The organism is Rathayibacter sp. PhB127 (genome assembly GCF_003751665.1).
In the GTDB taxonomy this organism is placed as follows: Bacteria; Actinomycetota; Actinomycetes; order Actinomycetales; family Microbacteriaceae; genus Rathayibacter; species Rathayibacter festucae.
Map to the genome: position 1 here is coordinate 11,404 of NZ_RKHW01000002.1, position 24,628 is coordinate 36,031.

Here is a 24,628-nt window from a genome sequence, read left to right on the forward strand (position 1 = left end):
CCTCCGGCCGGAACCGGCGGCCGCCCGCTCACTCGCGCGGGCTCGCGCCGAAGCGCTCGGCGGCGAGCGCGGTGCCGCTCTCCTTCGCCGCACTGGCCTCGGCGGCCGTGAGGGTCCGATCGGCGGCACGGAAGCGCAGCGCGAAGGTCAGCGACTTCGAGCCCTCGGGAACGCCCGCACCGCGGTAGTCGTCGACCAGGCGGATCGCCTCGAGCAGCTCGCCGGCGCCCTCGGCGACGGCGGCCTGCAGGTCGGCCGCCGGCACGGCCACGGGCACAACCAGCGAGAGGTCCTGCGTCGCGGCGGGCAGCGCCCCGACCGGGCGCGCCACCACGAGGCGGCCGGCGCGGGCGATCAGCGGATCGAGGTCGAGCTCCACCACCGCCACGCGGTGCGGCAGGTCGAGGTCGTCGGCGAGCGACGGGAGCAGCTCGCCGGCGTGGCCGACCACGGCGCCGTCCAGCAGCACCTCGGCCGTGCGGCCCGGGTGCAGGGCGGCGTGCGAGCCCTGCCGGATCTCCAGCTGCACGCCCGAGGCGGCCGCGACGTCGCGGACGACGTCGAGCGCGTCGCGCCAGTCGAAGTCGCGCGCGGCCACTCCGGGCTGACGCTCGAGCGCCGAGCCCGTCAGCAGCGCGGCCACGTGCAGCGGCTGCCGCGGGATCCCCGCGTTCAGCGCCGCCTCGATCTCCGCGGACGGACGCGCGCCGGCGAGGGGCAGCCCCTCGGAGCCGAACGGGCGGTCGCCCTGCGGCAGGAAGACCGAGCCCATCTCGTAGACGGCCAGGTCGACGAGACCGCGCGAGCGGTTGCGGGCCGCGACCTGCACGAGTCCGGGGAGGAGGGAGAGCCGCAGCTGTCCCGCGGTCGCGTCCAGCGGGTTCGCCAGCGAGACCTGCTGCACCGGCTCGCCGTCGACGGAGCCGAAGCGGTCGTTGATCGAGCGGGAGAGGAACGGGTAGGACAGCACCTCGGTGAGCCCGGCGGCCGCCAGCGACTGCGCGACCGTCCGGCGCAGGCGCTGACCGGGCGTGAGGCCGCGACCGGGAGGCGCGACGGGGAGGATCGACGGGATGCGGTCGTACCCGGTGATCCGGGCGACCTCCTCCGCGAGGGTCGACCGGTCGGTCAGGTCGGGCCGCCAGCTCGGCGGGGTGACGAGCAGGCCCGCTCCCCCGGCCTCGACGCTCGCGCCGATCTCGACCAGGGCGCCGCGGATCTCCTCCGGCGTGTACTCGAGGCCGATCAGGCCGGAGATGTAGCCGTCGGGCAGCTCGATCGCCGTCGCCGTGCCGGAATCGGCGAGCACCGACCCGAGCTCGTCGGCGGTGCCGCCCGCGAGCTCGACCAGCAGCTGGACCGCGCGCGCGGCGGCGACCGGTGCGACCAGCGGGTCGACGCCGCGCTCGAAGCGGCGCGACGCCTCGCTCGGCAGCTTATGCCGGCGGGCCGTGCGGGCGATCGAGACCGGGTCGAAGTTCGCGGCCTCGATCAGGACATCGGCGGTGGTGTCCGTGATCTCGGTGCGGGCGCCGCCCATCACGCCGGCGAGCCCGATCGGCCCGCCGTCGTCGGTGATCAGGAGGTCCTCGTGGTGCAGGCGGCGGATCTGGCCGTCGAGCGTCTCGAGCGTCTCGCCGGAGCGGGCACGGCGGACGACGATGCCGCCCTCCAGTCGCTCGAGGTCGTAGCCGTGCAGCGGCTGGCCGAGCTCGAACATGACGTAGTTGGTGATGTCGACGACCAGCGAGATCGAGCGCACACCGGCCAGACGCAGTCGCGCGATCATCCACGGCGGGGTCGGCAGCGACGGGTCGATGCCGCGCACCACCCGGGTCACGAAGACGGACGAGCCGACGCGGCCGCGGATCGGCGCCTCGTCCTCGACCGCGACGGGGAACACGGGGGCGGAATCGAGCCGCTCGGGCGCGGTGATCGCCAGCGCGGGGTCGCGGAAGTCGGCGCCCGTCGCGTGGGCGTACTCGCGGGCGATGCCGCGGATCGAGAAGGCGTAGCCGCGGTCCGGGGTCACGTTGACCTCGACGGCGGCGTCGTCCAGCCCGAGGAGCGCGATCGCGTCGGTGCCGACCTCGGGGTCGATGCCGAGGCTCGCCAGCCGGAGGATGCCCTCGTGGTCGTCGCCGAGGCCGAGCTCGCGGGTGGACGCGATCATGCCGTCGGACACGTGCCCGTAGGTCTTCCGCGCCGAGATCGGGAACGGGCCGGGCAGCACGGCGCCGGGCAGCGAGACCACGACCTTGTCGCCGGCGGCGAAGTTGTGCGCTCCGCAGACGATGCCGCGGACGTCGTCGCCGCCGTCCGCCGCGCGCTCCCCCTCGGGCGCGACGCGGACGGTGCACCAGTTGATGGTCTTGCCGTTCTTCTGCGGCTCGGGCACGAGGTCGAGGACCTCGCCCACCACGACGGGGCCGGACACCTCGAAGCGGTGGACGTCCTCCTCCTCCAGGCCGACCGACACCAGTGCCGCGTGCACGGCCTCGGTCGTGACGCCCTGCTCGAGGTCGACGTACTCGCCCAGCCAGCTCAGCGGGATGCGCATCAGATCACCATCCCGTACTGCTTGCTGAAGCGGACGTCGCCCTCGACCATGTCGCGCATGTCCTTCACGTCGTTGCGGAACATCAGGGTCCGCTCGATCCCCATCCCGAAGGCGAACCCGGAGTACTCGTCCGGGTCGATGCCGACCGAGCGCAGGACGTTCGGGTTCACCATCCCGCAGCCGCCCCACTCGATCCAGCGGGCACCGCCGACGAAGGTGGGGTGCCAGATGTCGAGCTCGGCGCTCGGCTCGGTGAAGGGGAAGTAGTTGGGGCGCAGGCGGATCTTCGCCTCGTCGCCGAACAGGAGGCGCGCGACGTGCTCGAGGGTGCCGCGCAGGTGCGCCATCGTCAGGCCGCGGTCGACGGCGAGGCCCTCGAACTGCGTGAAGACAGGGGTGTGCGTGGCGTCGAGCTCGTCGGTGCGGTAGACGCGGCCGGGCGCGATCACGTAGATCGGCGGGGTGCGCTCGAGCATCGAGCGGATCTGCACCGGCGAGGTGTGGGTGCGCAGCACGAGGTGCGACTCGACCGGGTCGACGAAGAAGGTGTCCTGCATCGCGCGGGCCGGGTGGTCCTCGTCGAAGTTCAGCGCGTCGAAGTTGAACCACTCGTTCTCGAGCTCCGGCCCCTCCGCGATCTCCCAGCCCATGCCGACGAAGACGTCGGCGATCGACTCCTGGAGGAGCGAGAGCGGGTGGCGGGCGCCCTGGCGCACGAAGCTCGCGCCGGCGGTGACGTCGACGCGCTCGGCGTCGAGCGCCGCGGCCTGCTCGGCCTCGACCAGCTCCGCCTCGCGCTCGGCGTACGCGTCGCCGACCTGCTTGCGGGCACCGCCCACGAGCTTGCCGGACGCCGCCTTGAACTCCGGCGGCACGGAGCGCATCAGCGCGTTCAGTCGGGCGAGGGCCGAGCCCTCGCCGAGGTGGGCGGTGCGGGCCGCCTTCAGAGCGGCGGAATCGGCGGCCGCGCGGATCGCGGTGAGCGCCTCCGCGGTCGCCGCCGAGACGGCCTCGTCGGTGATCGGGTTGCTGTCAGACACGATCCCCCAGTGTAGGGATGCCCTGAGCGGCCCGCTCGCCGCGGCGGGCTGACGCGCTCGCCCGCCGGCGCGGCCGATCGCGGATCCGGCCGACCCCAAGGGTCGACGCCCACCGAATCGGACGACCGGCCCCTGCATGCTGATCGAGCAGCCGGCGACGCCGGCGTATCGAGATCCACCAGCGCCGGAACCGACGCCCGCCAGTCCTCCTCGCGGAGCGGTGGGTCTCGATACGCCCCTCCGGGGCTACTCGACCAGCATGTGCAGGGATATCGAACGGGAACTCTGCAGATCGCCGACCGCCCGCAAAGCGAACGTGCGAATCGCGTGCCAGCGATTCGCGCTAGGCGGACGCAGGACGCTCTGCGGAACGCGACCGCCTCGTCAGCCGACCGCGGTCGGGATCGCCGAAGGCGATGCCGACCAAAAGGTCAGTCCTGGGCGGCGATCAGGGCGGTGTCCGTGGTGGCGCGGACCGCCGGGTGGCCGGCGCCCTTGCGGCCGCCGGTCTTGGTGCGGATCTCGACCCACTTGGCGATGCCGGAGAGGATCAGGCAGATGCCGATGTAGATCGCGCCGACCACGATGGCGGCGGGGATGATCGGGCTGTCCAGGCTCGGCTGGTTGCCGAGGTAGCGGGCGTAGTAGAGCAGCTCGTTGTAGGTGATGATCGAGCCGAGCGCCGTGTCCTTGAGGGCGACGACGAGCTGGGCGATGATCACGGGCAGCATCGAGCGGATCGCCTGGGGGAAGAGGATGAGGCGCATGACGCCCGCCTTGCGCAGGCCGATCGCGTAGCCCGCCTCCTTCTGGCCGCGCGGGAGTGCCTCGATGCCGGCGCGGAAGATCTCGGAGAAGACGGAGCCGTTGTAGAGCGTCAGTGCGATGACCACGGCGAGGTACGGCGTGAGCTTGAGCCCGACGAACGGGAGCCCGTAGTACATCAGCATCATCAGGATGAGGACCGGGATCGCGCGGAACAGCTCGATGAAGAGCGTGACCGGGATGTTGATCCAGCGGCGGTCGGAGAGGCGGCCGATCGCCAGCAGCAGGCCGAGCACGATGCTCGCGACGCCGGCGGTGGCGAAGGCGGCGAGCGTCTGCCCGAGAGCCGCGCCGATGCTCTGCCAGACCAGCGGGTAGCCGAAGGCACGCCATTTGGCCGCGGAGAACTGCCCGGACTCGGCGAAGCGCCAGAGCACGAAGGCCAGCAGCGCGACGAGGACGAGCAGGACGACGGCGCCGATGACGCGGTTGCGGGCGACCGCGCGGGGTCCGGGGTTGTCGAAGAGGACGGAGCTCATCGGGCGACCCTCCACTTCTTCTCGAGCTGGCGTTGGAGGAGGGAGAGCCCGGTGACGAGGATCACGAAGGCGAGCGCCACCCAGAGCACGACGATCAGGCTGTTCTCGCCGCGCTCGTTGAGCACGCGGACGATCGTCCCGGCCTCGGCGACCGAGAAGCCGGCGGCGACGGTCGTGTTCTTGAGCAGGGCGATCAGCACGCTCATCAGCGGCGGGATGACCGAGCGGAACGCCTGCGGCAGCACCACCTGGGTCATCGTGAGCCCGAAGTCGAGGCCGATCGCGCGGGCCGCCTCGGCCTGGCCGATCGGCACGGTGTTGATGCCGGAGCGGAGCACCTCGGCGACGTAGGTCGCGGTGTAGATGCTCAGCGCAGTGATGGCGAGGTTCGTGTAGCCGACGTCCGGCAGGTCGAGCTTGGGGTAGCCGAAGGCGAAGAAGAACATCAGCAGCGTCAGCGGCGTGTTCCGGACGGTGTTGACGTAGACGGTGCCGACCGCTCGCGCGATCGGGACGGGCGAGACGCGCATCGCTCCGACCACGGTGCCGAGGAGGAGAGCGAAGACGAGCGACACGACGAACAGCAGCAGAGTGTTGCCGAACGCGGGGACGAACACGTCGAGGTTGTTCAGGAGAACATCCATGCTGCGTGCCCTTTCATCGGGGAGGTGGAAGCGGTCGCCGGTGCGGCGCGGGGCAGAGGAGGTCCCGGGGCGAGGCGCGACGCGCCGCCCCGGGACTCCTCAGGGGTGTCGGCCTAGTACGCGTCGACCGCGGGCTGCTCGACCGTGGTGCCGGACTGGCCGAGGGTCTCGTCGTAGATCGCGCTCCAGGTGTCACCGCCGTCGGTCAGCATCTCGTTGATGAAGCCGCGCAGTGCGGTGTCGTCCTTCGCGAGGCCGATGCCGTAGAGCTCGGTGCTGAAGGGCTCGCCGACGACCTTGAGCTCGTCGGGCTTCTGCGCCGCGTAGCCGATCAGGATCGCGCCGTCGGTGGTGACCGCGTCGACCTGGCCGTCGGCGAGGGCGTCGACGCACTGCGAGTAGGTGTCGAACTCGACGGGCGGGACCTCGGGGTAGTTCGCGCGGATGTTCTGGATCGGGGTGGAGCCGGTCGCGGAGCACACGGTGGTGTCGGCCGAGAGGTCCTCCGGACCCTTGATCGTGTCGTTGTCCGCGGCGACCAGCAGCTGCTGTCCGGTCTCGAAGTACGGTCCGGCGAAGCCGACCTGCTCCTTGCGCTTGTCGGTGATCGAGTAGGTGCCGACGTAGTAGTCGATGTCGCCGTTCACGATCGAGGCCTCGCGGTTGGCGGAGGGGATCGGCTGGTAGTCGATCTTGTCGGCGGAGAAGCCGAGGGACGCGGCGACCCACTTCGCGATCTCGATGTCGAAGCCGGAGCGCTCGCCGGTCGCGGCGTCGAGGTAGCCCAGACCGGGCTGGTCCTCCTTGACGCCGATGGTGACCGTGTCGTCCGCCGTCATGGCGTCGAAGGTGGGGCTGCCCTCGAGGGTGACGTCGGTGGCGACCTCGTAGGCCGCTCCGCTCCCCTCGGAGCCGGAGTCGGAGCCGGTGCCGGTCCCGGAGTCACCGGCGCAGCCGGCGAGGGTGAGGGCCGCTGCGGCGAGTCCCGCGGTCATGAACATGAGCTTGGTGCGCATGATCGTCCTTCCTGGGGTGTGGCCCGCTGGAGCGGGCGATGTCCGGTCGCTCCCGGGGGTTCGGGGGGCGACCTGTCGAACGGCGGCCGAGGCGGAGTCCGTCTGCGGCGCCGGAGACCTAGTGGGTGATCAGCTTCGAGAGGAAGTCCTTGGCGCGGTCGGTCCGGGGAGCGGTGAAGAACGACTCGGGATCGGTGTCCTCGAGGATCTCGCCGTCGGACATGAAGACGACGCGGTGCGCGGCCTTGCGCGCGAAGCCCATCTCGTGGGTGACGACGATCATCGTCATCCCCTCCTCGGCAAGGCCGACCATGACGTCGAGGACCTCGTTGATCATCTCGGGGTCGAGCGCGGAGGTCGGCTCGTCGAAGAGCATCACCTTCGGCTTCATCGCGAGGGCGCGGGCGATGGCCACGCGCTGCTGCTGACCGCCGGAGAGCTGGGCGGGCGTCTTGCCCGCCTGGTGCCCGACGCCGACGCGGTCGAGCAGCGCCTGCGCCTCCGCCTCGGCGGCCTTGCGCGAGAGCTTGCGGACCTTGATCGGCCCGAGCGTGACGTTCTCGAGGATCGTCTTGTGCGCGAAGAGGTTGAAGGACTGGAAGACCATGCCGACGTCGGCGCGCAGGGCGGCGAGCCCCTTGCCCTCCTCCGGCAGCGTCTGACCGTCGATCGAGATCGTGCCGCCGGAGATGGTCTCCAGGCGGTTGATCGTGCGGCAGAGCGTGGACTTGCCCGACCCGGAGGGACCGAGCACCACGACCACCTCGCCGCGATTGATCGTCAGATCGATGTCCTTCAGCGCCTGGAACTCGCCGTAGTGCTTCTGGACCCCGTCGAGGACGACGAGGGGCTCGCGGGCGGCAGCGGACGATCGCCCGGCCTGGGAGGGTGCTTCCATTCCGTCAGAGAATCACACGGGCATGGGTGGGTCAAATCATGAGCGGATTCTTAACCAGAGCGCAACAACCGGGGCTCGCTCCCAGCCTCATACCACGCCGAGGTGGTCTTCTCTCAGTTCTGGCGTGAAACGTCTCAGGTCGAGTGCGCGTCGGGTCGTCAGGAGCGGAGCGCGAAGGCGCTCTCGTAGAGGCAGACCGAGGCGGCGGTGGCGAGGTTGAGCGACTCCGCGGCGCCGTAGATCGGCACGGCCACGACGCCGTCCATCAGCTCGAGCGACTCGTCCTCGAGGCCACGGGCCTCGTTGCCGAACACCCAGACCGTCGGCTGCGCGAGGTCGCCCCGGGCGCGCACGTCGAGCAGGCCCTCGCCCTTGACGTCGGCGGCGACGGCGCGGAGGCCCGCGGAGCGCAGCCGCTGCAGCACGTCGGGCAGCTCGGCGCCGACCGCGACGGGCAGGTGGAACAGCGAGCCCGTGGTCGAGCGGACGACCTTGGGGTTGTAGAGGTCGACGGAGCGGCCGGTCAGCACGACGGCGTCGGCACCCGCGGCGTCGGCCGCCCGGATGATCGTGCCGAGGTTGCCGGGGTCGCGGACCTCCTCGAGCACGGCGACGAGGCGGGGCTCGGAGGCGACGACGTCCTTGAGGGAAGTCGGGAACTGCCGGCAGACGGCCACGAAGCCCTGCGGCGTGACGGTGTCGGCCATCGAGTCGAGGACGTCCTCGGTCACGTACTCGATCTCGACCTCCGCCTCCTCAGCCGCGGCGACGATCTCGGGGTGGCGCTCGAGCGCGGTGGGGGTCGCGAACGACTCCATCAGCAGCTCGGGCCGGTAGCGCAGCGCCTCGGACATGGCCTGCGGGCCTTCGAGGAGGAAGAGCCCCGACTCCTGCCGTGCCGGACGCCGGGTGAGCTTGGCGACGGAGCGGACACGGGGAGAACGGGGGTTGTCGAGCATGCGGCGAGCCTATCGGCGCACCGTCGCGGGGCCCGGTCGACACGTCGCCCGCCGGGAAGGCGACCTGCGGGAACGAGGTCCTGCGGGCACGAGGACCTGCCGGAACGACGTCCTGCGGGAACGACGAAGGGGGCCACGACTCTCGTCGTGACCCCCTTCGGGGAAGTGCTGCGGACTACGCGGCCTTCGGGGCCGAGGTGTCGGCCGGCAGTGCGGCCTTCGCGCTCGCCACGAGGGCGGTGAAGGTCGCGGGCTCGGTGATCGCGAGGTCAGCGAGGATGCGGCGGTCGACCTGGATGCCGGCCAGGGCGAGGCCCTGGATGAAGCGGTTGTAGGTCAGGCCGTTGGCGCGGGACGCGGCGTTGATGCGCTGGATCCAGAGGCGGCGGAACTCGCCCTTCTTCGCGCGACGGTCGCGGTACGAGTAGACGAGGGAGTGGGTGACCTGCTCCTTGGCCTTGCGGTACAGACGCGAGCGCTGGCCGCGGTAGCCCTTGGCGCGCTCGAGGATGACGCGACGCTTCTTGTGGGCGTTGACCGCCCTCTTGACTCTTGCCATTTCTCTTTCTTCCTTACGATCCGGGTCGGTTGTCGAGGACTACGGCGGCAGCGGGCTGCCGCGGTGGTCGACTACAGGCCGAGAAGCTTCTTGGCGACCTTGGCGTCCTGCGGGGCGAGGACCTGGTCCTGGTTCAGGCGGCGGGTGCGGACGCTGGACTTCGACTCCAGGTTGTGACGCATGCCGGCCTGCTGCTTCATGAGCTTGCCGGAGCCCGTGACCTTGAAACGCTTCTTGGCACCCGAGTGGGTCTTCATCTTGGGCATGTTCTCTCCTTGTCGACGTCGCACGCGCACTCGGCGGGCGAAACTGGTGCCCCGCGAGCGGGGCGTCCACCGGCCCCGAGGACGGGGCGGCGAAGTATCAGACGGATTCGGACTCGGCCGATTCCTCTTCGGGGGTGTTGGCCTCGCGACGAGCGGCGCGGACGGCGTTCGCCTCGGCCTTCGCCTCGGACTTGTTCTTCAGCGGGCCGATGACCATCACCATGTTGCGACCGTCGATGGTCGGGGTGGACTCGACCTGGCCGAACTCGGACACGTCCTCCGCGAAGCGCTGCAGGAGCCGGACGCCCATCTCGGGGCGGGACTGCTCGCGACCGCGGAACAGGATCATGGCCTTGACCTTGTCGCCGGCCTTCAGGAAGCCCTCGGCGCGCTTGCGCTTGGTCTCGTAGTCGTGCTTGTCGATCTTCAGGCGGAAACGGACCTCCTTGAGGATCGTGTTCGCCTGGTTGCGACGGGCTTCCTTGAGCTTCTGGGCCTGCTCGTACTTGAACTTCCCGTAGTCCATGATCTTGGCGACGGGAGGCTTGGAGTTGGGAGCAACCTCGACCAGATCCAGGTCTGCGTCCTGCGCGAGTCGCAGGGCGACCTCGATTTTCACGACGCCGACCTGTTCTCCGGCGGGACCCACGAGGCGGACCTCGGGGACGCGGATTCGGTCGTTGGTACGGGGATCGCTGATTGCGTTTCTCCTCTGATCTCGGTGAGTTGCTGCTCTGCGGCCGGATTCTTCGTCCGGCGCATCCCGAGAGAGGTGATTCCCTGTGCGAAGCGCGTCTACTGCGCTGCGCTGCACCCTACGACGCGCTCCCCGAGACGTGTCTCGAGGACCGCAGCCCTGCCCCCGTTGCCGGAGGCGGAGTGCTTCTGACCCGGTAACCTAGTGAAGCGGTCAAGCGCGGGTGGGAGAATCTCCACTTTCGAACCGAGGACATGCCTCGGAGCCCGCATCACCATAGCAGACTTCCGGCCGGAAGGGCAGCGGGCGGCGCCCGCCACTCCCCCTCCCCCGCGAGCGCCCCCTCGAGCACCGCCTCGGGGTCCTCGCGAGCGCCGGACTCACCGAACGAGGGACCCATGGCTCAGCACGACGACGATTACGCCCGACGGTTCGGCGACGACTCCGACGTGGAGGCGACCCGCGACATCGCCGAGGTGCCGGCGGTCGAGATCATCACGACCGCCGCGGTGCACCTGATGAGTGCCGCCGCGGTGAAGTGCGGTCTCGCCGACGAGCCGGGCGCGCAGGTCGACCTCGACGAGGCGCGCAAGCTGATCAACGCCCTGGCCGGACTGGTCACGGCCGGTGCTCCCGACATCAGCGACATGCACGCGCGCAGCCTGCGCGACGGACTCCGGACGCTGCAGCTCGCCTTCCGCGAGGCCTCCCCGATCGCCGACCCGATCGGCAAGGGCCCGGGCGAGAAGTGGACCGGCCCGGTCACCTGAGCGGCGGCGCCCGGATCAGCCCGTCGAAGCGGACGCCAGCTGGAGGGTCATCGAGTCGACCCGGGCGGCGACGATCTCGTCGGCGGCCCAGCGCTCGCCCAGGCGCGCGACCAGCTCGCCGAGCGCCGCGCGGTCGAGGCCGGGCCGCAGCTCCAGCACGATGACGAGCTCCGGTCCCGTCAGCCGCTGACGGCTGTCGCCCGGCTGCACGTCGAGCGAGACGACGGCGTCCTCCCCCTCGGCGCTCGCCCGCAGCGCGGTGAGGACCTCCGGATCGGCCGGGCTCGACCGCCACGGCGAGCCCTCGGCGATCGCCCAGAGCGCGGGGCGCCGGACGGCGAACTCGTGCGGCGAGGCGGGGTCGAGGACCATCAGCTCGGTCTCCTCCGCCACCGCGGCCAGCGCCGCCCGCCGGCCGTCGACCGGGACGGGGCGGGCGAGGCGGTCCCAGCGCCGCATCGCCTCGACGTCGCTGAAGACCGGGAGCACGGTGCGGCCGTCCGGCCCGGCGACCGTCACGATCGACAGCTCCTGCGACTTGTCGGCGCGGAGCCCGGCGACCCCCTCGGCCTCCTCGCCGAGCTTCGCGACCAGGGGAATGAGCAGGCGCGAGACGCGCAGCGCGTCGACCACCGCCTCCGGGCCCGCGTCGCCGGCGCCGAACGAGCGAAGGGCAGCGACCAGGGCCTCGGGCGCGCTGCCGTCGTCGTCCGTCGAGGCGCTCTGCTCGAAGTGGCGGCCGGCCCACGGGGTCCCGGCCGAGTCGGTCAGGTGCGCGGGGAGCGCCCGGCCCTCACCCGAGGGCGATCCGGTCACTCGGAGGCGACGTCGAGCGCCTCGGCGAGCGTGAACGCTCCCGCGTAGAGCGCCTTGCCGACGATCGCGCCCTCGAGGCCCTGCGGCACGAGGTCGCGGAGCGCCGCGATGTCGTCGAGGTTGGAGATGCCGCCCGAGGCGATGACGGGGCGGTGGGTGCGCGCCATGACCTGCTCGAGCAGCTCGAGGTTCGGGCCCTTGAGGGTGCCGTCCTTGGTGACGTCGGTGACGACGTAGCGGGTGCAGCCGGCCTCCTCGAGGCGCTCGAGGACCTGCCAAAGGTCGCCGCCCTCCTTGGTCCAGCCGCGGGCCGCGAGGGTGGTGCCGCGCACGTCGAGGCCGACGGCGATCTGGTCGCCGTACTGCGCGATGACGCTGGCGGCCCACTCCGGGTTCTCCAGGGCGGCGGTGCCGAGGTTGATGCGCTTCGCGCCGGCGTTGAGCGCGGACTCCAGGCTTCGGTCGTCGCGGATGCCGCCGGAGAGCTCGACGTTGACGCCCTTGACCTGGCGGATGACCTTCTTCATGATGCCGTGGTTGTCACCGCGGCCGAAGGCGGCGTCGAGGTCGACGAGGTGGATCCACTCCGCGCCCTGGTCGGCCCAGTCGCCGGCCGCGTCGATCGGGTCGCCGTAGTTCGTCTCGGTGCCCGCCTCGCCCTGCGTCAGGCGGACGGCCTTGCCGCCGGCCACGTCGATCGCGGGGAGAAGGACCAGGCCCGGGGCCTTGGTGAACTCGCTCATCGTCATCCTCAGTCTCGGAGCTGGTGCGGCCGCGGCGCTCGGGGAGCCGCCGACCACCGGCCGATCCTAGTTCGTGCGGAGCCCGCCCAGCCAATTCGAGAGCAGGCGCAGGCCCGCGGCGCCGGACTTCTCAGGGTGGAACTGCGTCGCCGAGAGCGGGCCGTTCTCCACCGCGGCGATGAAGCGGCCGCCGTGGTCGGCCCAGGTGACGGCCGGGCGCGGGAACGGCGGCATGACGTCCAGCGTCCACTCCCGGGCGCCGTACGAGTGCACGAAGTAGAAGCGTTCGTCCTCGATGCCGTCGAACAGCCGCGAGCCGGTGGGCACGTCGACGGTGTTCCAGCCCATGTGCGGCACGACCTCGGCGGGGAGCAGGTCGACCGTTCCCGGCCACTCCCCCAGGCCCTCGCTCTCGACGCCGCGCTCGACGCCGCGCTCGAAGAGCACCTGCATCCCGACGCAGATGCCGAGCACCGGGCGACCGCCGGCGAGGCGCTTCTCGATGATCTCGCCGCCGCGCGCCGCCGTCAGCGCCGACATCACCGCGCTGAACGCGCCGACTCCCGGGACGAGCAGGCCGTCGGCCTCGAGGGCGCGGGTGCGGTCGGAGGTCAGCTCGACGTCGGCGCCGGCGAGCTCGAGCGCCTTGACGGCCGAGTGGACGTTGCCGGAGCCGTAGTCGTAGACGACGACGGACGGCCGGGCGTTGCTCACAGCGCGCCCTTCGTCGACGGCACCCCGGCGACCAGCGGGTCGAAAGCCTTGGCCTGGCGGAACGCGCGCGCGAACGCCTTGAACTCGGCCTCGGCGATGTGGTGCGGGTCGCGGCCGCCGAGCACGGTGACGTGCACGGTCAGGCCGGCGTTGAAGGCGATCGCCTCGAAGACGTGGCGGACCATCGATCCGGTGAAGTGGCCGCCGATCAGGTGCAGCGCGAAGCCCTCCGGCTCGCCACTGTGCACGAGGTAGGGGCGGCCGGAGATGTCGACCACGGCCTGGACGAGCGCCTCGTCGAGCGGCACGAGGGCGTCGCCGAAGCGGGAGATGCCGGCCTTGTCGCCCAGCGCCTGCTTGATCGCGGTGCCGAGCACGATGCCGATGTCCTCGGCGGTGTGGTGGATGTCGATCTCGATGTCGCCGGTGGCACGGACGGTCAGGTCGGTCAGCGAGTGCTTCGCGAACGCCGTCAGCAGGTGGTCGAAGAAGGGCACGCCGGTGGAGAGGTCCGCGACACCGGTCCCGTCGAGGTCGATCGACAGCTCGATGCTCGACTCGCTGGTGGCACGACGGAGGGAGGCGGTGCGCCCGGGAGCGGCGCTCGAGGAGGTCATGGTCTCCAGTGTATTCGGGGGCCGCCGACCCTCCGGGCGGCTACTCGCGGGCCAGGGCGACCGCGGGGTCCGCCGCCGGAGCGGGCAGCGCGGCGACCGCCTCGAGGAAGGCGGTGGTCTCGGCCTCGGTGCCCGCGCTCACCCGCAGGTGGTGCGGGATGCCGACGTCGCGGATCAGGATGCCCCGCGCGAGCAGCGCCTCGAACATCGCGCCGGGGTCGGCGACGCCGCCGAAGAGGACGAAGTTGCTGCCGGTCTCGTGCGGGGTGTAGCCGAGCTCGCGCAGTCCGTCGATCATCCGGTCGCGCTGGACGATGATCTCGCCCACCATCGCGAGCATCTCGTCCGCGTGGGCGAGCGCCGCGGTCGCGGCCGCCTGGGTCAACGCGGAGAGGTGGTACGGCAGGCGCACCAGGCGGAGGGCGTCGACGACGGCGGGGTCCGCGGCGAGGTAGCCGAGGCGGACGCCGGCGAAGGCGAAGGCCTTGCTCATCGTGCGGGAGACGAGCAGGCGCGGGCGGCCCTCGAGGAGGCTCAGGGCGGTCGGCGCGTCCCGGCCGGCGAACTCGGCGTAGGCCTCGTCGACGACGACGATGCCGTCGGTCGCGTCGTAGACGGCGGCGATCGTCTCGAGGTCCAGCGGGGTTCCGGTGGGGTTGTTCGGCGCGCAGAGGAAGACGATGTCGGGGCGCTCGCGGCGCACGGCGTCGGCGGCGTACGAAGCGGACACGCGGAAGTCGGCCTCGCGCTCGACGCCGATCCAGCGCGTGCCGCTGCCGGAGGCGAGGATCGAGTACATCGAGTAGGTCGGCGAGAAGCCGAGCAGCGACCGTCCGGGGCCGCCGAAGGCCTGCAGGATGTGCTGGAGTACCTCGTTCGAGCCGTTGGCAGCCCAGATCGAGTCGGCGGTCAGACCGTGGCCGAGGTAGCCGGCCAGGGAGTTGCGCAGCTCCCGGAACTCGCGATCGGGGTAGCGGTTCACCGTGCGGAGGGCGACGGACACCCGCTCGACGATGTCGGCGATGACGTCGTCAGGGACCGGGTGGGTGTTCTCGTTGACGTTGAGGGCCACGGGCACGACGGCCTGCGGAGCGCCGTAGGGCTGCTGACCGCGCAGGTCGTCGCGGAGGGGGAGATCGTCGAGAGTCGTCACCCCGGAATGGTACCGGGGCACTCGGTGCGCTCGATCAGTCCGCGAGGTCGTACTGCGCCGGGATCGCGAGGCGCTGCCCGGGCTCGAGGCCGGCGTTCGCCAGCTGGTTGAGCGACTGGATGTCGTAGACGACGTCGCGCGGGTCGGAGTCCGGTGCGAGCTCCTCCGCGAGGGACCAGAGGGACTCGCCGGCGCGGACGGTGACGTACTGGAACTCGACGTCGGCGCTCTCCCCCGAGGCGACGGCTCCGCCGCCGTTGAGTCCGAAGACGAAGGCGCCCGCGACGAGGGGCAGGGCGCCGAGCGTCGCGAGGACGGCGCGGCCACGACGGGTCAGGCGCAGGCGGGTGCGCGCACCGGGCTGCTCGGCAGCGGTGACGTGCTGCGCGGAGGGCTGGTGCTGCGCGATGGTGGAGGGCTGTGCGGTCATGGTGATCGCTCCTTTCAGCAGGGGTTCGGGCCGGGGCCTCGGCCGGGAGGACCCGGTCCGAACCTCTGTTCCGAATATATCTTCGAATACCGCGCCGGGCAAGACCCGGTCGCGTCGCATCCGTTGCTGGATCGCGCGACACACTCGAACGAATGTTTCGAACGCGGACCCCCGCCGGATACAGTTTCGAGAGTCCGCAGTCAGTACAGCAGCGACCACCGACATCGGTGCTCGACGCGGACGGAGAGGGCGCGCACGCGGCGTGCGCACCGAGAGAGGGACGATCGTGAGCGACGCGCAGACGGCCGGGGCGAAGGCGGCCGGGGCGAAGGCGGCCAGGACGACGACTCCGGCGCCGAAGGCGAAGGCGGCGGCGAAGCCCGCGGCGGGCCGCCGCCGGAAGAACCTCAGCGCGAAGCAGCTCGCGATCCTCGACGCCATCCAGCGCTCGGTGTCCAGCCGCGGCTATCCGCCGAGCATGCGCGAGATCGGCGACGCCGTCGGGCTCGCCTCGCTCTCCAGCGTGACCCACCAGCTCAACCAGCTCGAACTGAGCGGGTATCTGCGCCGCGATCCCAACCGCCCCCGGGCGCTCGAGATCCTCATCGACGTGCCGAGCTCGACCGAGGACGACGGCTCGTTCGAATCGACGGCGACGGTCGCCGACGCGGCGATGGTGCCGCTGGTGGGCCGGATCGCGGCGGGCGTGCCGATCATGGCGGACCAGCAGATCGACGAGGTCTTCCCGCTCCCCCGCCAGCTGGTCGGCAAGGGCGAGCTCTTCATGCTCAAGGTGGTCGGCGAGTCCATGATCGACGCCGCCATCTGCGACGGCGACTGGGTCGTCGTCCGCTCGCAGCGCACCGCGGAGAACGGCGAGATCGTCGCCGCGATGCTCGACGGCGAGGCGACCGTCAAGGTCCTCCGGCAGCGCGACGGCCACACCTGGCTGCTCCCCCGCAACTCCAACTTCGAGCCGATCCTCGGCGACGAGGCCGAGGTCCTCGGCAAGATCGTCGCGGTGCTCCGCTCCGTCTGACGCGGCGGCGCACACGCGCAGGAGGGGCGGACGGCATCGAGCCGTCCGCCCCTCCTGCGTTCACCGGGGCGCGCGGCGAGCAGCTCGCGCAGCGTGACGACGAAGCGCCCGCGACCGCGGAGGTGATCCGTGGTCGCGGGCGCTTCGGGCGCGGGTGCCGGCTCCGCCGCTACGCCTCGACGGCGGCGACGGGAGCCGCGAACTCACCCAGCGAGCCGGCGAGGTCCTCGTGCACGAGCGCGTGGACGTGCGTGCCGCCCTCGACGTACTGCGTCGAGAGGATCCGGCCGTTGCGGTGCAGCGAGGAGACCACGTCGCCGCGGTCGTACGGCACCAGCAGATCGATCTCGATCTGCGGCTCCGGCAGGATCTCGGCGATCTTCGCCTGGAGCTCGTCCATCCCCTCGCCGGTGCGCGCCGACACGAAGACGGCGCCGGGGGCGAGACCGCGCAGAACGAGCCGCTGGCCCTCGTCGACGAGATCGGACTTGTTGAACGCGATGATCTCGGGGATGCTCCGTGCGCCCACCTCGCCGATGACGTCGCGGACGGTCGCGATCTGCCCCGCGGGGTCCGGGTGCGAGGCGTCGACGACGTGGACGATGATGTCCGAGTCGGCGACCTCCTCCAGGGTCGAGCGGAACGCCTCCACCAGCTGGTGCGGCAGGGCGCGCACGAAGCCGACGGTGTCGGCGAGCGTGTAGCCGCGCCCGTCCGGGGTCTCGGACTTGCGGATCGTCGCGTCGAGTGTCGCGAAGAGCGAGTTCTCGACGAGCACGCCGGCGTGTGTCATCCGGTTGAGCAGGCTGGACTTGCCGGCGTTGGTGTAGCCGGCGATGGCGACCGACGGCACCGCGTTGCGCTTGCGGTTGGCGCGCTTCGCCTCCCGGGCGGGCTTCATCGCGGTGATCTGCTTGCGCAGGCGCGCCATGCGGGTGTGGATGCGGCGGCGGTCGAGCTCGATCTTCGTCTCACCCGGACCACGCGAGCCCATGCCGGCGCCGGCGCCGACCTGGCCACCGGCCTGGCGGGACATCGACTCGCCCCAGCCGCGCAGGCGCGGCAGCAGGTACTCGAGCTGCGCGAGCTCGACCTGCGCCTTGCCCTCGCGGCTCGTGGCGTGCTGGCTGAAGATGTCGAGGATGACGGCCGTGCGGTCGATGACCTTGACCTTCACCACGTCCTCCAGCGAGCGGCGCTGGCTCGGAGCCAGCTCGGTGTCGGCGACGACCGTGTCGGCGCCGAGGGCGGCGACGAGCCCGGCGAGCTCCTCCGCCTTGCCCTTGCCCAGGTAGGTGCTCGGGTCGGGGTGCGGCCGGCGCTGGAGCAGACCGTCCAGGACGGTCGCTCCCGCGGTCTCGGCCAGGGCGGCGAGCTCGTGCAGCGAGTTCTCCGCGTCCTCGATCGAGCCCTGCGAGTAGACGCCGATCAGCACCACGTTCTCGAGGCGCAGCTGGCGGTACTCGACCTCGGTGACGTCCTCGAGCTCGGTGGAGAGGCCGGCCACGCGCCGCAGCGCCTGGCGGTCCTCGCGATCGAACTGGTCGCCGTCACTGGTCTGCTCGGCGTCGCGCTCGACGTCGCCTCCGGCGCTCTGCAGCGCCTGGGCTCCGCCCGCGACGAACCGCGAATATCCCGACGAGCGCGACTGCGCGTTCGCCAGGACCCGCGAGACGACGTCGACGGCCTCGGTCGTGTCGGTCTCGTTCAGGTCTTCCGTCATCCGGATAACACTAACTCCTCAGCTGTTGATAAGTTCACTTCTCATGGCCGCCGAGCACTACTTCACCAGCACTCCCGACGGCGACCTCCGACCCCGGAGGATCAGCGCCCGGATCGCCGGCCGCGATCTGGAGGTCACGACCGCCGGCGGGGTGTTCAGCCCCGGCCACGTCGATCTGGGCACCCGGGTCCTGCTGGACGCGGTCCCCGACGCCCCCGCGAGCGGAGACCTCCTGGACCTCGGCTGCGGCTGGGGACCGATCTCGCTCGCCCTGGCGCTCGGCTCCCCCGACGCCCGGGTGTGGGCGGTCGACGTCAACCAGCGGGCGCTCGAGCTCGTCCGCCGCAACTGCGCAGAACTCGGTGTCTCCAATGTCAACGCCGTGCTGCCCGAGGATGTTCCCGAGGACGTCAGCTTCGCCGCCGTCTGGTCGAACCCGCCGATCCGTGTCGGCAAGGCCGAGCTGCACGCTCTGCTCGAGCGCTGGCTCCCGCGGCTGGAGCCCGAGGCGGAGGCCTGGCTCGTCGTGCAGCGCAACCTGGGCGCCGACTCCTTGCTGACCTGGCTGACCGAGACGTTCGAGGGCCGGCTCGAGGTCGACCGGATCTCCTCGGCCAAGGGCTTCCGCGTCATCCGCACCACGCGCACCGCCTGATCGCAGGCACCGGGCGCGCTCGCCGGACCGGACCGGTGCCGCGCCGGTCGACCGATCGAGCGATCCCGAGCTAGTCGATCCGGATCGTGCCGGTGTAGACGAGGTCGGCCGGGCCGGACAGGCCGACGTGCTCGCCCTCCTCGGTCGGGAACATGGTCACGCCCAGTGTGCCGCCGGGCACCTCCACGCGCCAGGACTGCGGAGCGCGCGCTCCGGCCCAGTAGCGCACGGCGAGGGCCGCCGCGGCGGCGCCCGTGCCGCAGCTGAGCGTCTCGCCGCTGCCTCGCTCGTGGACGCGCATCCGGATCCGGCCGATGCCGTCGTGCACCAGCGGCTCGCCCGGCACGACGAACTCGACGTTCGCCCCGTCGGACGGCTCCGGCTCGATCTGCGGGATGTAGCTGAGGTCGGCCTCGTCGAGCTCCTCGTCGTTGCTCAGTGCGACGACGATGTGCGGGTTGCCGAGGTCGAGCCCGAGACCGGGACGCGGAACCTTCAGCTCCTTGGCCCGGACGAGCGGCTCGCCGCCGGCCAGCTCCCAGTGCCCGAGGTCGACCTGGAAGCCGGCACCGCTGCGGGTGACGTCGCGGACCCCGGCGCGAGTGCCGATGGGGAGGGTGTCGCCCTGCTCGAGGGTCGCCAGACCGCCGGCGAGCAGGAACGCCGCGTAGACGCGGATGCCGTTGCCGCACATCTCGGCGATCGAGCCGTCGGCGTTGCGGTAGTCCATGAACCACTCCGCCTCCGGCTCCTGCTCGAGGGCGGCGGCGCCGTCGGCGAGCGAGCGGGAGCGGACCGCGCGGATGATGCCGTCGGCGCCGACGCCGAAGTGCCGGTCGCAGATCATCGCGATCTGCGCGGGCGAGAGGTCGACCTCACCGTCCGGGTCGCTGAAGAGCACGAAGTCGTTGCCGGTGCCCTGGCCCTTGGTGAAGTGCAGCTCGATCGTCATGGCGCTCAGCCTACCGAGGCGCTCGAGCCCCGACCTGGGCGAGGGCGAGCGCCTGCTCGAGGAGGTCCGGAGCGTCGAACGGGAGCCAGTGCGCCGCCTGGTAGCGGCGGAACCAGCTGTTCTGCCGGCGGGCGTAGCGGCGGGTGAGCGCCTGGGTGGAGGCGACGGCCTCCGCCTCGGTCAGCTCCCCCGAGCGCTGTGCGAGCGCCTGGGCGTAGCCGATGGCGCGGCTGGCGGTGACGCCCCGCTCGATGCCGAGCGGCACGAGGCGCTCGACCTCGTCGAGCATGCCGCCCGCCCACATCCGCTCGACGCGGCGGTCGAGCCGCTCGACGAGGACGTCCCGCGGCGCGGCCAGCGCGAGGACCGTGCTCGGGCGCCACGGGACGGGGGTGTCCGACATCAGCGCGCTGTTCGGCGAGCCGGTGAGCTCGGTGATCTCGAGGGCGCGCACGATCCGGCGGACGTTGTGCGGCCCGATCCGTGCGGCGACCTCGGCGTCGATGGCGCGGAGCCGCTCGAAGAGCACGGCCGGCCCCTCGCGCTCGGCGGTCTGCTCCAGTGAGCGCCGGACGGCCGGGTCGGTGCCGGCGAAGGAGAACTCGAAGATCACGCTCGAGACGTACAGACCGGACCCGCCGACCAGGATCGGGGTCGCGCCGCGCGCCAGGACACCGTCGATCACCGCGCGGGCCTCGCGCTGGTACCGGGCGACGGAGGCGTCCTCGGTGACGTCGAGGACGTCGAGCAGGTGGTGCGGAACGCCCTGGCGTTCCTCCGGCGGGAGCTTCGCGGTCCCGATGTCCATGCCGCGGTAGAGCTGCATCGCGTCGGCGTTGACGACCTCCGCGGCATCGCCGGCCGCGCGGATCGAGCCGGCGAGGGCGAGCGAGAGGTCGGACTTGCCGGTGCCCGTGGCGCCGACGACGGTGAGGAGGGCGGGCGCCGCCCGCTCAGCGCTCGCCATCGAGGGCGTCGTAGATCGGCGTGGTCAGCGTCTCCGGCGCGACCGGCGTGATCGGGCGGAGGCGGAGCGACGGCAGGCCGAGCGAGACCTTCGGTGCGCCGCTGGCGCCCGGAGCCGCGGGGACTCCGCACGACTCCGCCTGCGCGCGGTCCCAGGCGTCGCCGGCGCGGGTGCGGCGGACCTGCAGCGGAGCACCGTCGGTCGAGTCGGCGATCAGGTAGAAGGGTGCGGCGCGGGTGACCTCGACGCTGACGACGTCGCCCGGGCGCGGCTGCTCGGAGCCGGCGGGCACATCGAAGTGCACCAGGCGGCTGTCCTCGGCGCGGCCGCTGAGGCGGTGCGTCGTGCTGTCGCGGCGGCCTTCGCCGGTCGCGACGAGCACCTCGACCCGGCGCCCGACGACCGTGCGGTTCTCGCTCTCGCTGATCGAGTCCTGCAGCGCGGCCAGGCGCTCGAAGCGCTCCTGGACGACCGCCTTCGGGATCTGGTCGGGCAGCGTCGCCGCGGGCGTCCCCGGGCGGATGGAGTACTGGAAGGTGAAGGCGGAGGCGAAGCGGGCCGCCTCGACCACACGGAGGGTCTCCTGGAAGTCGGCCTCGGTCTCACCGGGGAAGCCGACGATGATGTCGGTGCTGATCGCCGCGTGCGGGATCCGGTCGCGGACGCGGTCGAGGATCCCGAGGAAGCGCTCGGAGCGGTAGGAGCGGCGCATCGCCTTGAGGATGCGGTCGGAGCCGGACTGCAGCGGCATGTGCAGCTGCGGCATGACGGCCGGCGTCTCGGCCATCGCGTCGATGACATCGTCGGTGAAGGCGGCCGGGTGCGGGCTGGTGAAGCGGATCCGCTCGAGGCCCTCGATCGTGCCCGCGGCGCGGAGCAGCTTCGAGAACGCCTGCCGGTCGCCGAACTCGACGCCGTAGGAGTTCACGTTCTGGCCGAGGAGGGTGACCTCGATGGCGCCGTCGTCGACGAGTGCCTGGATCTCGGCGAGCACGTCGCCGGGACGGCGGTCCTTCTCCTTGCCGCGCAGTGCGGGGACGATGCAGAAGGTGCAGGTGTTGTTGCAGCCGACCGAGATGGACACCCAGCCGCTGTAGGTCGAGTCGCGCTTGGTCGGCAGCGTCGAGGGGAAGACGTCGAGCGACTCGAGGATCTCGAGTTGGGCCTCGTCGTTGTGCCGGGCCCGCTCGAGCAGTCTCGGCAGCGCCCCCATGTTGTGCGTCCCGAAGACCACGTCGACCCACGGAGCCTTCTCGAGGATGACGTTCTTGTCCTTCTGCGCGAGGCAGCCGCCGACGGCGATCTGCATGCCCTCGTGCCGGCGCTTCACCGAGGCGAGGTGGCCGAGGTTGCCGTAGAGCTTGTTGTCCGCGTTCTCGCGGACGGCGCAGGTGTTGATGACGACGATGTCGGCCTCGGCGCCGTCGGCCGAGACGTAGCCGGCCGCCTCGAGCGAGCCGCTCAGCCGCTCGGAGTCGTGAACGTTCATCTGGCAGCCGAAGGTGCGGACCTCGTAGGTCCTCGGCCGCGCATCGACGAGGGGGGAGGTCACCGGACCGAGCGTGCTCATGGTGTGCGATTCTACGCGCCGCTCCGGCCGCCTCTCGGCGACCGGGCGGCGCGGTCGTTCAGCGGAAGCGGACGCTCGAGCCGGGCTTGCGCACCGTCTCGCGGACGACGCGCTGCACCAGTGCGCCGGCGTAGCCGCGACGAGCGAGGAACCCGGAGAGGCGGCGCTCGGCGACCTCATCGGAGAGCGACCGCAGGCTCGGCAGGCGCTTGCGCGCGAGCTCCATCGCGGTGCGGTACTCGTCGTCGCCGTCGAACTCGTCCAGCGCCGTCGCGATCGCATCCGGGTCGAGCTTGCGGGCGCGCAGCTCCTGCATGATCGACGAGCGACCGAGCTTCTTGCGCTCGCGCAGCTGGATCACCAGCGACTCCGCCATCTTGTAGTCGTCGAGATAGCCGAAGCGGGTGAAGCGCTCGAGGATGTCGATCGCGTCCTTCTCGGCGACGCCCTCGGTGTAGAGGCGCGCCTCGACCTCGGCGACCGAGAGGCTCTTGCGCGACAGGCCGCGGACGATGCGGTCGGCGATCTGCTCGGGGTCGGGCTCCTCGGGGAGATCCTCCGCGAAGGAGTCCTCCTCCGGGGAGTCGTCCTCTGCGACGTCCGCCGCGGAGTCGTCCGATCGGGACGACCGGCCCGGAGCCCTCGAGGGCGCCGCGTCCCGACGCGCGACGTGCGCCGAGAGCTCCGCGATCGCGTCGACAGCGGGCTCGACCGCCTCGGCGGCCGCCCCGTCGTCCTTGACCCAGGGGAGGAAGGCCACGGGCCGACCCTGTGCCCCCTCCGCAGCCTTCTCCCCCACGGGCTACGCGCCCTTGCGGACGGGCGGCTTGGTCTCGCGGACCGGCTGCTTCGTCTCGATCGCGACCGGGGCGGCGTCGACCACGGCGTTCGGGTCGGCGACGACGCCGAGCTTGATCAGGATGCGCTTCTCGATCTCGGCCGCGATGTCCGGGTTGTCGATGAGGAACTGGCGCGCCTTCTCCTTGCCCTGGCCGAGCTGGTCGCCGTCGTAGGTGTACCAGGCGCCCGACTTGCGGACGATCTCGTGCTCGACACCGAAGTCGATCAGGCTGCCCTCGCGGGAGATGCCGATGCCGTAGAGGATGTCGAACTCGGCCTGCTTGAACGGCGGCGCCATCTTGTTCTTGACGACCTTGACGCGGGTGCGGTTTCCGACCGCGTCGGTGCCGTCCTTGAGGGTCTCGATGCGGCGGATGTCGAGGCGGACCGACGCGTAGAACTTCAGCGCCTTGCCGCCCGCGGTGGTCTCGGGGCTGCCGAAGAAGACGCCGATCTTCTCGCGGAGCTGGTTGATGAAGATCATCGTGGTGTTCGTGGTGTTGAGGCCACCGGTGAGCTTGCGGAGGGCCTGCGACATCAGGCGGGCCTGGAGGCCGACGTGCGAGTCGCCCATCTCGCCCTCGATCTCAGCGCGGGGCACGAGGGCCGCGACGGAGTCGATGACGATGAGATCGATGGAGCCGGAGCGCACGAGCATGTCGGCGATCTCGAGCGCCTGCTCGCCCGTGTCCGGCTGCGAGACCAGGAGCGAGTCGATGTCGACGCCGAGCTTCTTGGCGTACTCCGGGTCGAGCGCGTGCTCCGCGTCGATGAAGGCCGCGATGCCGCCGTTGCGCTGGGCGTTGGCGATCGCGTGCAGGGTCAGCGTGGTCTTTCCCGAGGACTCGGGGCCGTAGATCTCGACGATGCGGCCGCGCGGGAGTCCGCCGATCCCGAGCGCGACATCGAGCGCGATCGAGCCGGTCTGGATCACCTCGACGGGGGCGCGGTCATCGCTGCCCAGGCGCATGACGGCGCCCTTGCCGAACTGGCGGTCGATCTGGGCGAGTGCGGTCTCGAGGGACTTCTCGCGGTCTGAGGAACTGGGCATGGCCGTCTCGCTCTCGTGTCGTGGTGGTATCGCCTACAGGCTGTCGTGTCGTACCGGAACCGTTCGCGGGCGAGTGCCCCTGAATGCGGTCCCGGCCGGTTGCGACAAGGCGGTGAAGCAGTCCGTGTGACTGATGTCGACGGTAGGCCCGACCACCGACATCGGCGCCGAGCCGGACCGCTTCTGTGGAGACGGAGGCGATCCTGCTTCTGGTGAGGAGCTTAGACCCGTTCGAACAGGGATTCGATGGTGGCGCGCCAGGCGTGTCGAACACGACTTCGGGCCGCAGACCGCCGCGGGAGGCGTGCGACGTCAGTGCCGGCGCTTCGCCGGGTCGATCCCGTGCCAGCGGCCCTCGGGGACGTCGTTGGCGCGGCAGAGCGCGATCCAGACCTCTCGCGGCTCCGCGCCGTCGCGGAGGGCCTTCTGGGCCGTCCGACCGCCGAGCTCGGTGAGCACGAGGTCGGAGACGAGGACGCGCGCGTACGCGTCGCCGAACTCGTCGTCGACCAGCTGCTGGAACTCGCTCAAGCGCATGCGTCCACGGTAACAACCCGAACCGGGGTGCAAGCCCGGAGGGTGGGGCGGGTGCGTCTCCGGGTACGACGAAGGGCGCCGGAGCCGGAGCTCGGGCGCCCTTCGCGA

General features: G+C 71.5%; 26 protein-coding genes. 3 read left to right on the plus strand and 23 right to left on the minus strand.

Annotated features, from left to right (window positions below; all coding sequences use genetic code 11):
- Nucleotides 1-28: 28 nt before the first annotated feature.
- The 10 genes from pheT to infC form a co-directional block, all read right to left on the minus strand.
- Nucleotides 29-2,560: a phenylalanine--tRNA ligase subunit beta gene (gene pheT / locus EDF22_RS10575; RefSeq protein WP_123704925.1), complete on the minus strand. Its 2,532-nt coding sequence runs from the start codon at nucleotides 2,558-2,560 to the stop codon at nucleotides 29-31.
- Nucleotides 2,560-3,600 (minus strand): phenylalanine--tRNA ligase subunit alpha, encoded by a 1,041-nt coding sequence (pheS, locus tag EDF22_RS10580; RefSeq protein ID WP_123444514.1) that lies wholly within the window; start codon nucleotides 3,598-3,600, stop codon nucleotides 2,560-2,562. The genes pheT and pheS overlap by 1 nt, the downstream gene beginning before the upstream one ends.
- 431 nt (nucleotides 3,601-4,031) lie before the next feature.
- The gene (locus tag EDF22_RS10585; RefSeq protein WP_123705563.1) at nucleotides 4,032-4,904 is read right to left on the minus strand and encodes an amino acid ABC transporter permease; all 873 of its coding nucleotides are present in this window, start codon (nucleotides 4,902-4,904) and stop codon (nucleotides 4,032-4,034) included.
- Entirely contained in the window at nucleotides 4,901-5,548 is a 648-nt protein-coding gene (locus tag EDF22_RS10590) for an amino acid ABC transporter permease (RefSeq protein WP_123704927.1), read from the minus strand. Before EDF22_RS10590 ends, EDF22_RS10585 begins: the two co-directional genes overlap by 4 nt.
- A 113-nt stretch (nucleotides 5,549-5,661) precedes the next feature.
- A complete protein-coding gene (locus tag EDF22_RS10595) occupies nucleotides 5,662-6,564 on the minus strand; it encodes a glutamate ABC transporter substrate-binding protein (RefSeq protein ID WP_123704929.1) in 903 nt (300 codons plus the stop codon).
- 118 nt (nucleotides 6,565-6,682) lie between these two features.
- Complete coding sequence (locus EDF22_RS10600; RefSeq protein ID WP_123444517.1) at nucleotides 6,683-7,462, minus strand: amino acid ABC transporter ATP-binding protein; 780 nt, start codon at nucleotides 7,460-7,462, stop codon at nucleotides 6,683-6,685.
- Nucleotides 7,463-7,620: 158 nt separating this feature from the next.
- Nucleotides 7,621-8,421 (minus strand): RNA methyltransferase, encoded by an 801-nt coding sequence (locus EDF22_RS10605; RefSeq protein ID WP_123444518.1) that lies wholly within the window; start codon nucleotides 8,419-8,421, stop codon nucleotides 7,621-7,623.
- Nucleotides 8,422-8,596: 175 nt separating this feature from the next.
- Nucleotides 8,597-8,980 (minus strand): 50S ribosomal protein L20, encoded by a 384-nt coding sequence (rplT, locus tag EDF22_RS10610; protein ID WP_123444519.1) that lies wholly within the window; start codon nucleotides 8,978-8,980, stop codon nucleotides 8,597-8,599.
- Between the two features lie 71 nt (nucleotides 8,981-9,051).
- Nucleotides 9,052-9,246 carry a 50S ribosomal protein L35 gene (rpmI, locus tag EDF22_RS10615; RefSeq protein ID WP_056042364.1) on the minus strand — a complete coding sequence of 65 codons (195 nt, stop codon included), beginning with the start codon at nucleotides 9,244-9,246 and terminating at the stop codon, nucleotides 9,052-9,054.
- Between the two features lie 97 nt (nucleotides 9,247-9,343).
- Nucleotides 9,344-9,946, minus strand: a complete 603-nt coding sequence (infC, locus tag EDF22_RS10620; RefSeq protein WP_123444546.1) for a translation initiation factor IF-3 — start codon at nucleotides 9,944-9,946, stop codon at nucleotides 9,344-9,346.
- 395 nt (nucleotides 9,947-10,341) lie between these two features.
- Here infC and EDF22_RS10625 point away from each other — a divergent pair, with 395 nt between their 5' ends.
- Nucleotides 10,342-10,713, plus strand: coding sequence for a DUF1844 domain-containing protein (locus EDF22_RS10625; RefSeq protein ID WP_123444520.1), 372 nt, complete (start codon nucleotides 10,342-10,344; stop codon nucleotides 10,711-10,713).
- A gap of 15 nt (nucleotides 10,714-10,728) precedes the next feature.
- On the opposite strand, the gene EDF22_RS10630 is transcribed toward EDF22_RS10625, so the two are convergent.
- The 6 genes from EDF22_RS10630 to EDF22_RS10655 all read right to left on the minus strand — a co-directional run bounded on the left by EDF22_RS10630 (nucleotide 10,729) and on the right by EDF22_RS10655 (nucleotide 15,186).
- Nucleotides 10,729-11,529, minus strand: coding sequence for an SseB family protein (locus EDF22_RS10630; protein WP_260303407.1), 801 nt, complete (start codon nucleotides 11,527-11,529; stop codon nucleotides 10,729-10,731).
- The gene (gene priA / locus EDF22_RS10635; protein ID WP_123705565.1) at nucleotides 11,526-12,272 is read right to left on the minus strand and encodes a bifunctional 1-(5-phosphoribosyl)-5-((5-phosphoribosylamino)methylideneamino)imidazole-4-carboxamide isomerase/phosphoribosylanthranilate isomerase PriA; all 747 of its coding nucleotides are present in this window, start codon (nucleotides 12,270-12,272) and stop codon (nucleotides 11,526-11,528) included. The genes EDF22_RS10630 and priA overlap by 4 nt, the downstream gene beginning before the upstream one ends.
- 66 nt (nucleotides 12,273-12,338) lie before the next feature.
- Nucleotides 12,339-12,986 carry an imidazole glycerol phosphate synthase subunit HisH gene (gene hisH / locus EDF22_RS10640; protein WP_123704931.1) on the minus strand — a complete coding sequence of 216 codons (648 nt, stop codon included), beginning with the start codon at nucleotides 12,984-12,986 and terminating at the stop codon, nucleotides 12,339-12,341.
- Nucleotides 12,983-13,603 (minus strand): imidazoleglycerol-phosphate dehydratase HisB, encoded by a 621-nt coding sequence (gene hisB, locus EDF22_RS10645; protein WP_123704933.1) that lies wholly within the window; start codon nucleotides 13,601-13,603, stop codon nucleotides 12,983-12,985. The genes hisH and hisB overlap by 4 nt, the downstream gene beginning before the upstream one ends.
- Nucleotides 13,604-13,643: 40 nt before the next feature.
- Nucleotides 13,644-14,756: a histidinol-phosphate transaminase gene (locus EDF22_RS10650; RefSeq protein WP_123704935.1), complete on the minus strand. Its 1,113-nt coding sequence runs from the start codon at nucleotides 14,754-14,756 to the stop codon at nucleotides 13,644-13,646.
- 34 nt (nucleotides 14,757-14,790) lie between these two features.
- Entirely contained in the window at nucleotides 14,791-15,186 is a 396-nt protein-coding gene (locus EDF22_RS10655; RefSeq protein ID WP_123704937.1) for a LysM peptidoglycan-binding domain-containing protein, read from the minus strand.
- Nucleotides 15,187-15,613: 427 nt separating this feature from the next.
- Here EDF22_RS10655 and lexA point away from each other — a divergent pair, with 427 nt between their 5' ends.
- Nucleotides 15,614-16,225: a transcriptional repressor LexA gene (gene lexA, locus EDF22_RS10660; RefSeq protein WP_243582392.1), complete on the plus strand. Its 612-nt coding sequence runs from the start codon at nucleotides 15,614-15,616 to the stop codon at nucleotides 16,223-16,225.
- Nucleotides 16,226-16,394: 169 nt separating this feature from the next.
- On the opposite strand, the gene hflX is transcribed toward lexA, so the two are convergent.
- Entirely contained in the window at nucleotides 16,395-17,948 is a 1,554-nt protein-coding gene (gene hflX / locus EDF22_RS10665) for a GTPase HflX (RefSeq protein WP_123704939.1), read from the minus strand.
- A 43-nt stretch (nucleotides 17,949-17,991) separates the two neighbouring features.
- Between hflX and EDF22_RS10670 the strand changes: the two genes are divergently transcribed.
- Nucleotides 17,992-18,603, plus strand: a complete 612-nt coding sequence (locus EDF22_RS10670; protein ID WP_123704941.1) for a class I SAM-dependent methyltransferase — start codon at nucleotides 17,992-17,994, stop codon at nucleotides 18,601-18,603.
- Nucleotides 18,604-18,673: 70 nt separating this feature from the next.
- Here EDF22_RS10670 and dapF read toward each other — a convergent pair whose 3' ends face one another.
- From dapF to EDF22_RS10700, 6 genes are all read right to left on the minus strand, one after another.
- Nucleotides 18,674-19,555, minus strand: coding sequence for a diaminopimelate epimerase (gene dapF, locus EDF22_RS10675; protein ID WP_123704943.1), 882 nt, complete (start codon nucleotides 19,553-19,555; stop codon nucleotides 18,674-18,676).
- A 10-nt stretch (nucleotides 19,556-19,565) separates the two neighbouring features.
- Nucleotides 19,566-20,522, minus strand: coding sequence for a tRNA (adenosine(37)-N6)-dimethylallyltransferase MiaA (gene miaA, locus EDF22_RS10680; RefSeq protein ID WP_123704945.1), 957 nt, complete (start codon nucleotides 20,520-20,522; stop codon nucleotides 19,566-19,568).
- The gene (gene miaB / locus EDF22_RS10685) at nucleotides 20,509-22,092 is read right to left on the minus strand and encodes a tRNA (N6-isopentenyl adenosine(37)-C2)-methylthiotransferase MiaB (protein ID WP_123704947.1); all 1,584 of its coding nucleotides are present in this window, start codon (nucleotides 22,090-22,092) and stop codon (nucleotides 20,509-20,511) included. The genes miaA and miaB overlap by 14 nt, the downstream gene beginning before the upstream one ends.
- Nucleotides 22,093-22,150: 58 nt before the next feature.
- Nucleotides 22,151-22,852 (minus strand): regulatory protein RecX, encoded by a 702-nt coding sequence (locus tag EDF22_RS10690; RefSeq protein ID WP_165909214.1) that lies wholly within the window; start codon nucleotides 22,850-22,852, stop codon nucleotides 22,151-22,153.
- Nucleotides 22,853-22,894: 42 nt separating this feature from the next.
- Entirely contained in the window at nucleotides 22,895-23,983 is a 1,089-nt protein-coding gene (recA, locus tag EDF22_RS10695) for a recombinase RecA (protein ID WP_123444530.1), read from the minus strand.
- A gap of 312 nt (nucleotides 23,984-24,295) precedes the next feature.
- Nucleotides 24,296-24,520: a DUF3046 domain-containing protein gene (locus tag EDF22_RS10700; protein WP_123444531.1), complete on the minus strand. Its 225-nt coding sequence runs from the start codon at nucleotides 24,518-24,520 to the stop codon at nucleotides 24,296-24,298.
- Between the last annotated feature and the right edge of the window lie 108 nt (nucleotides 24,521-24,628).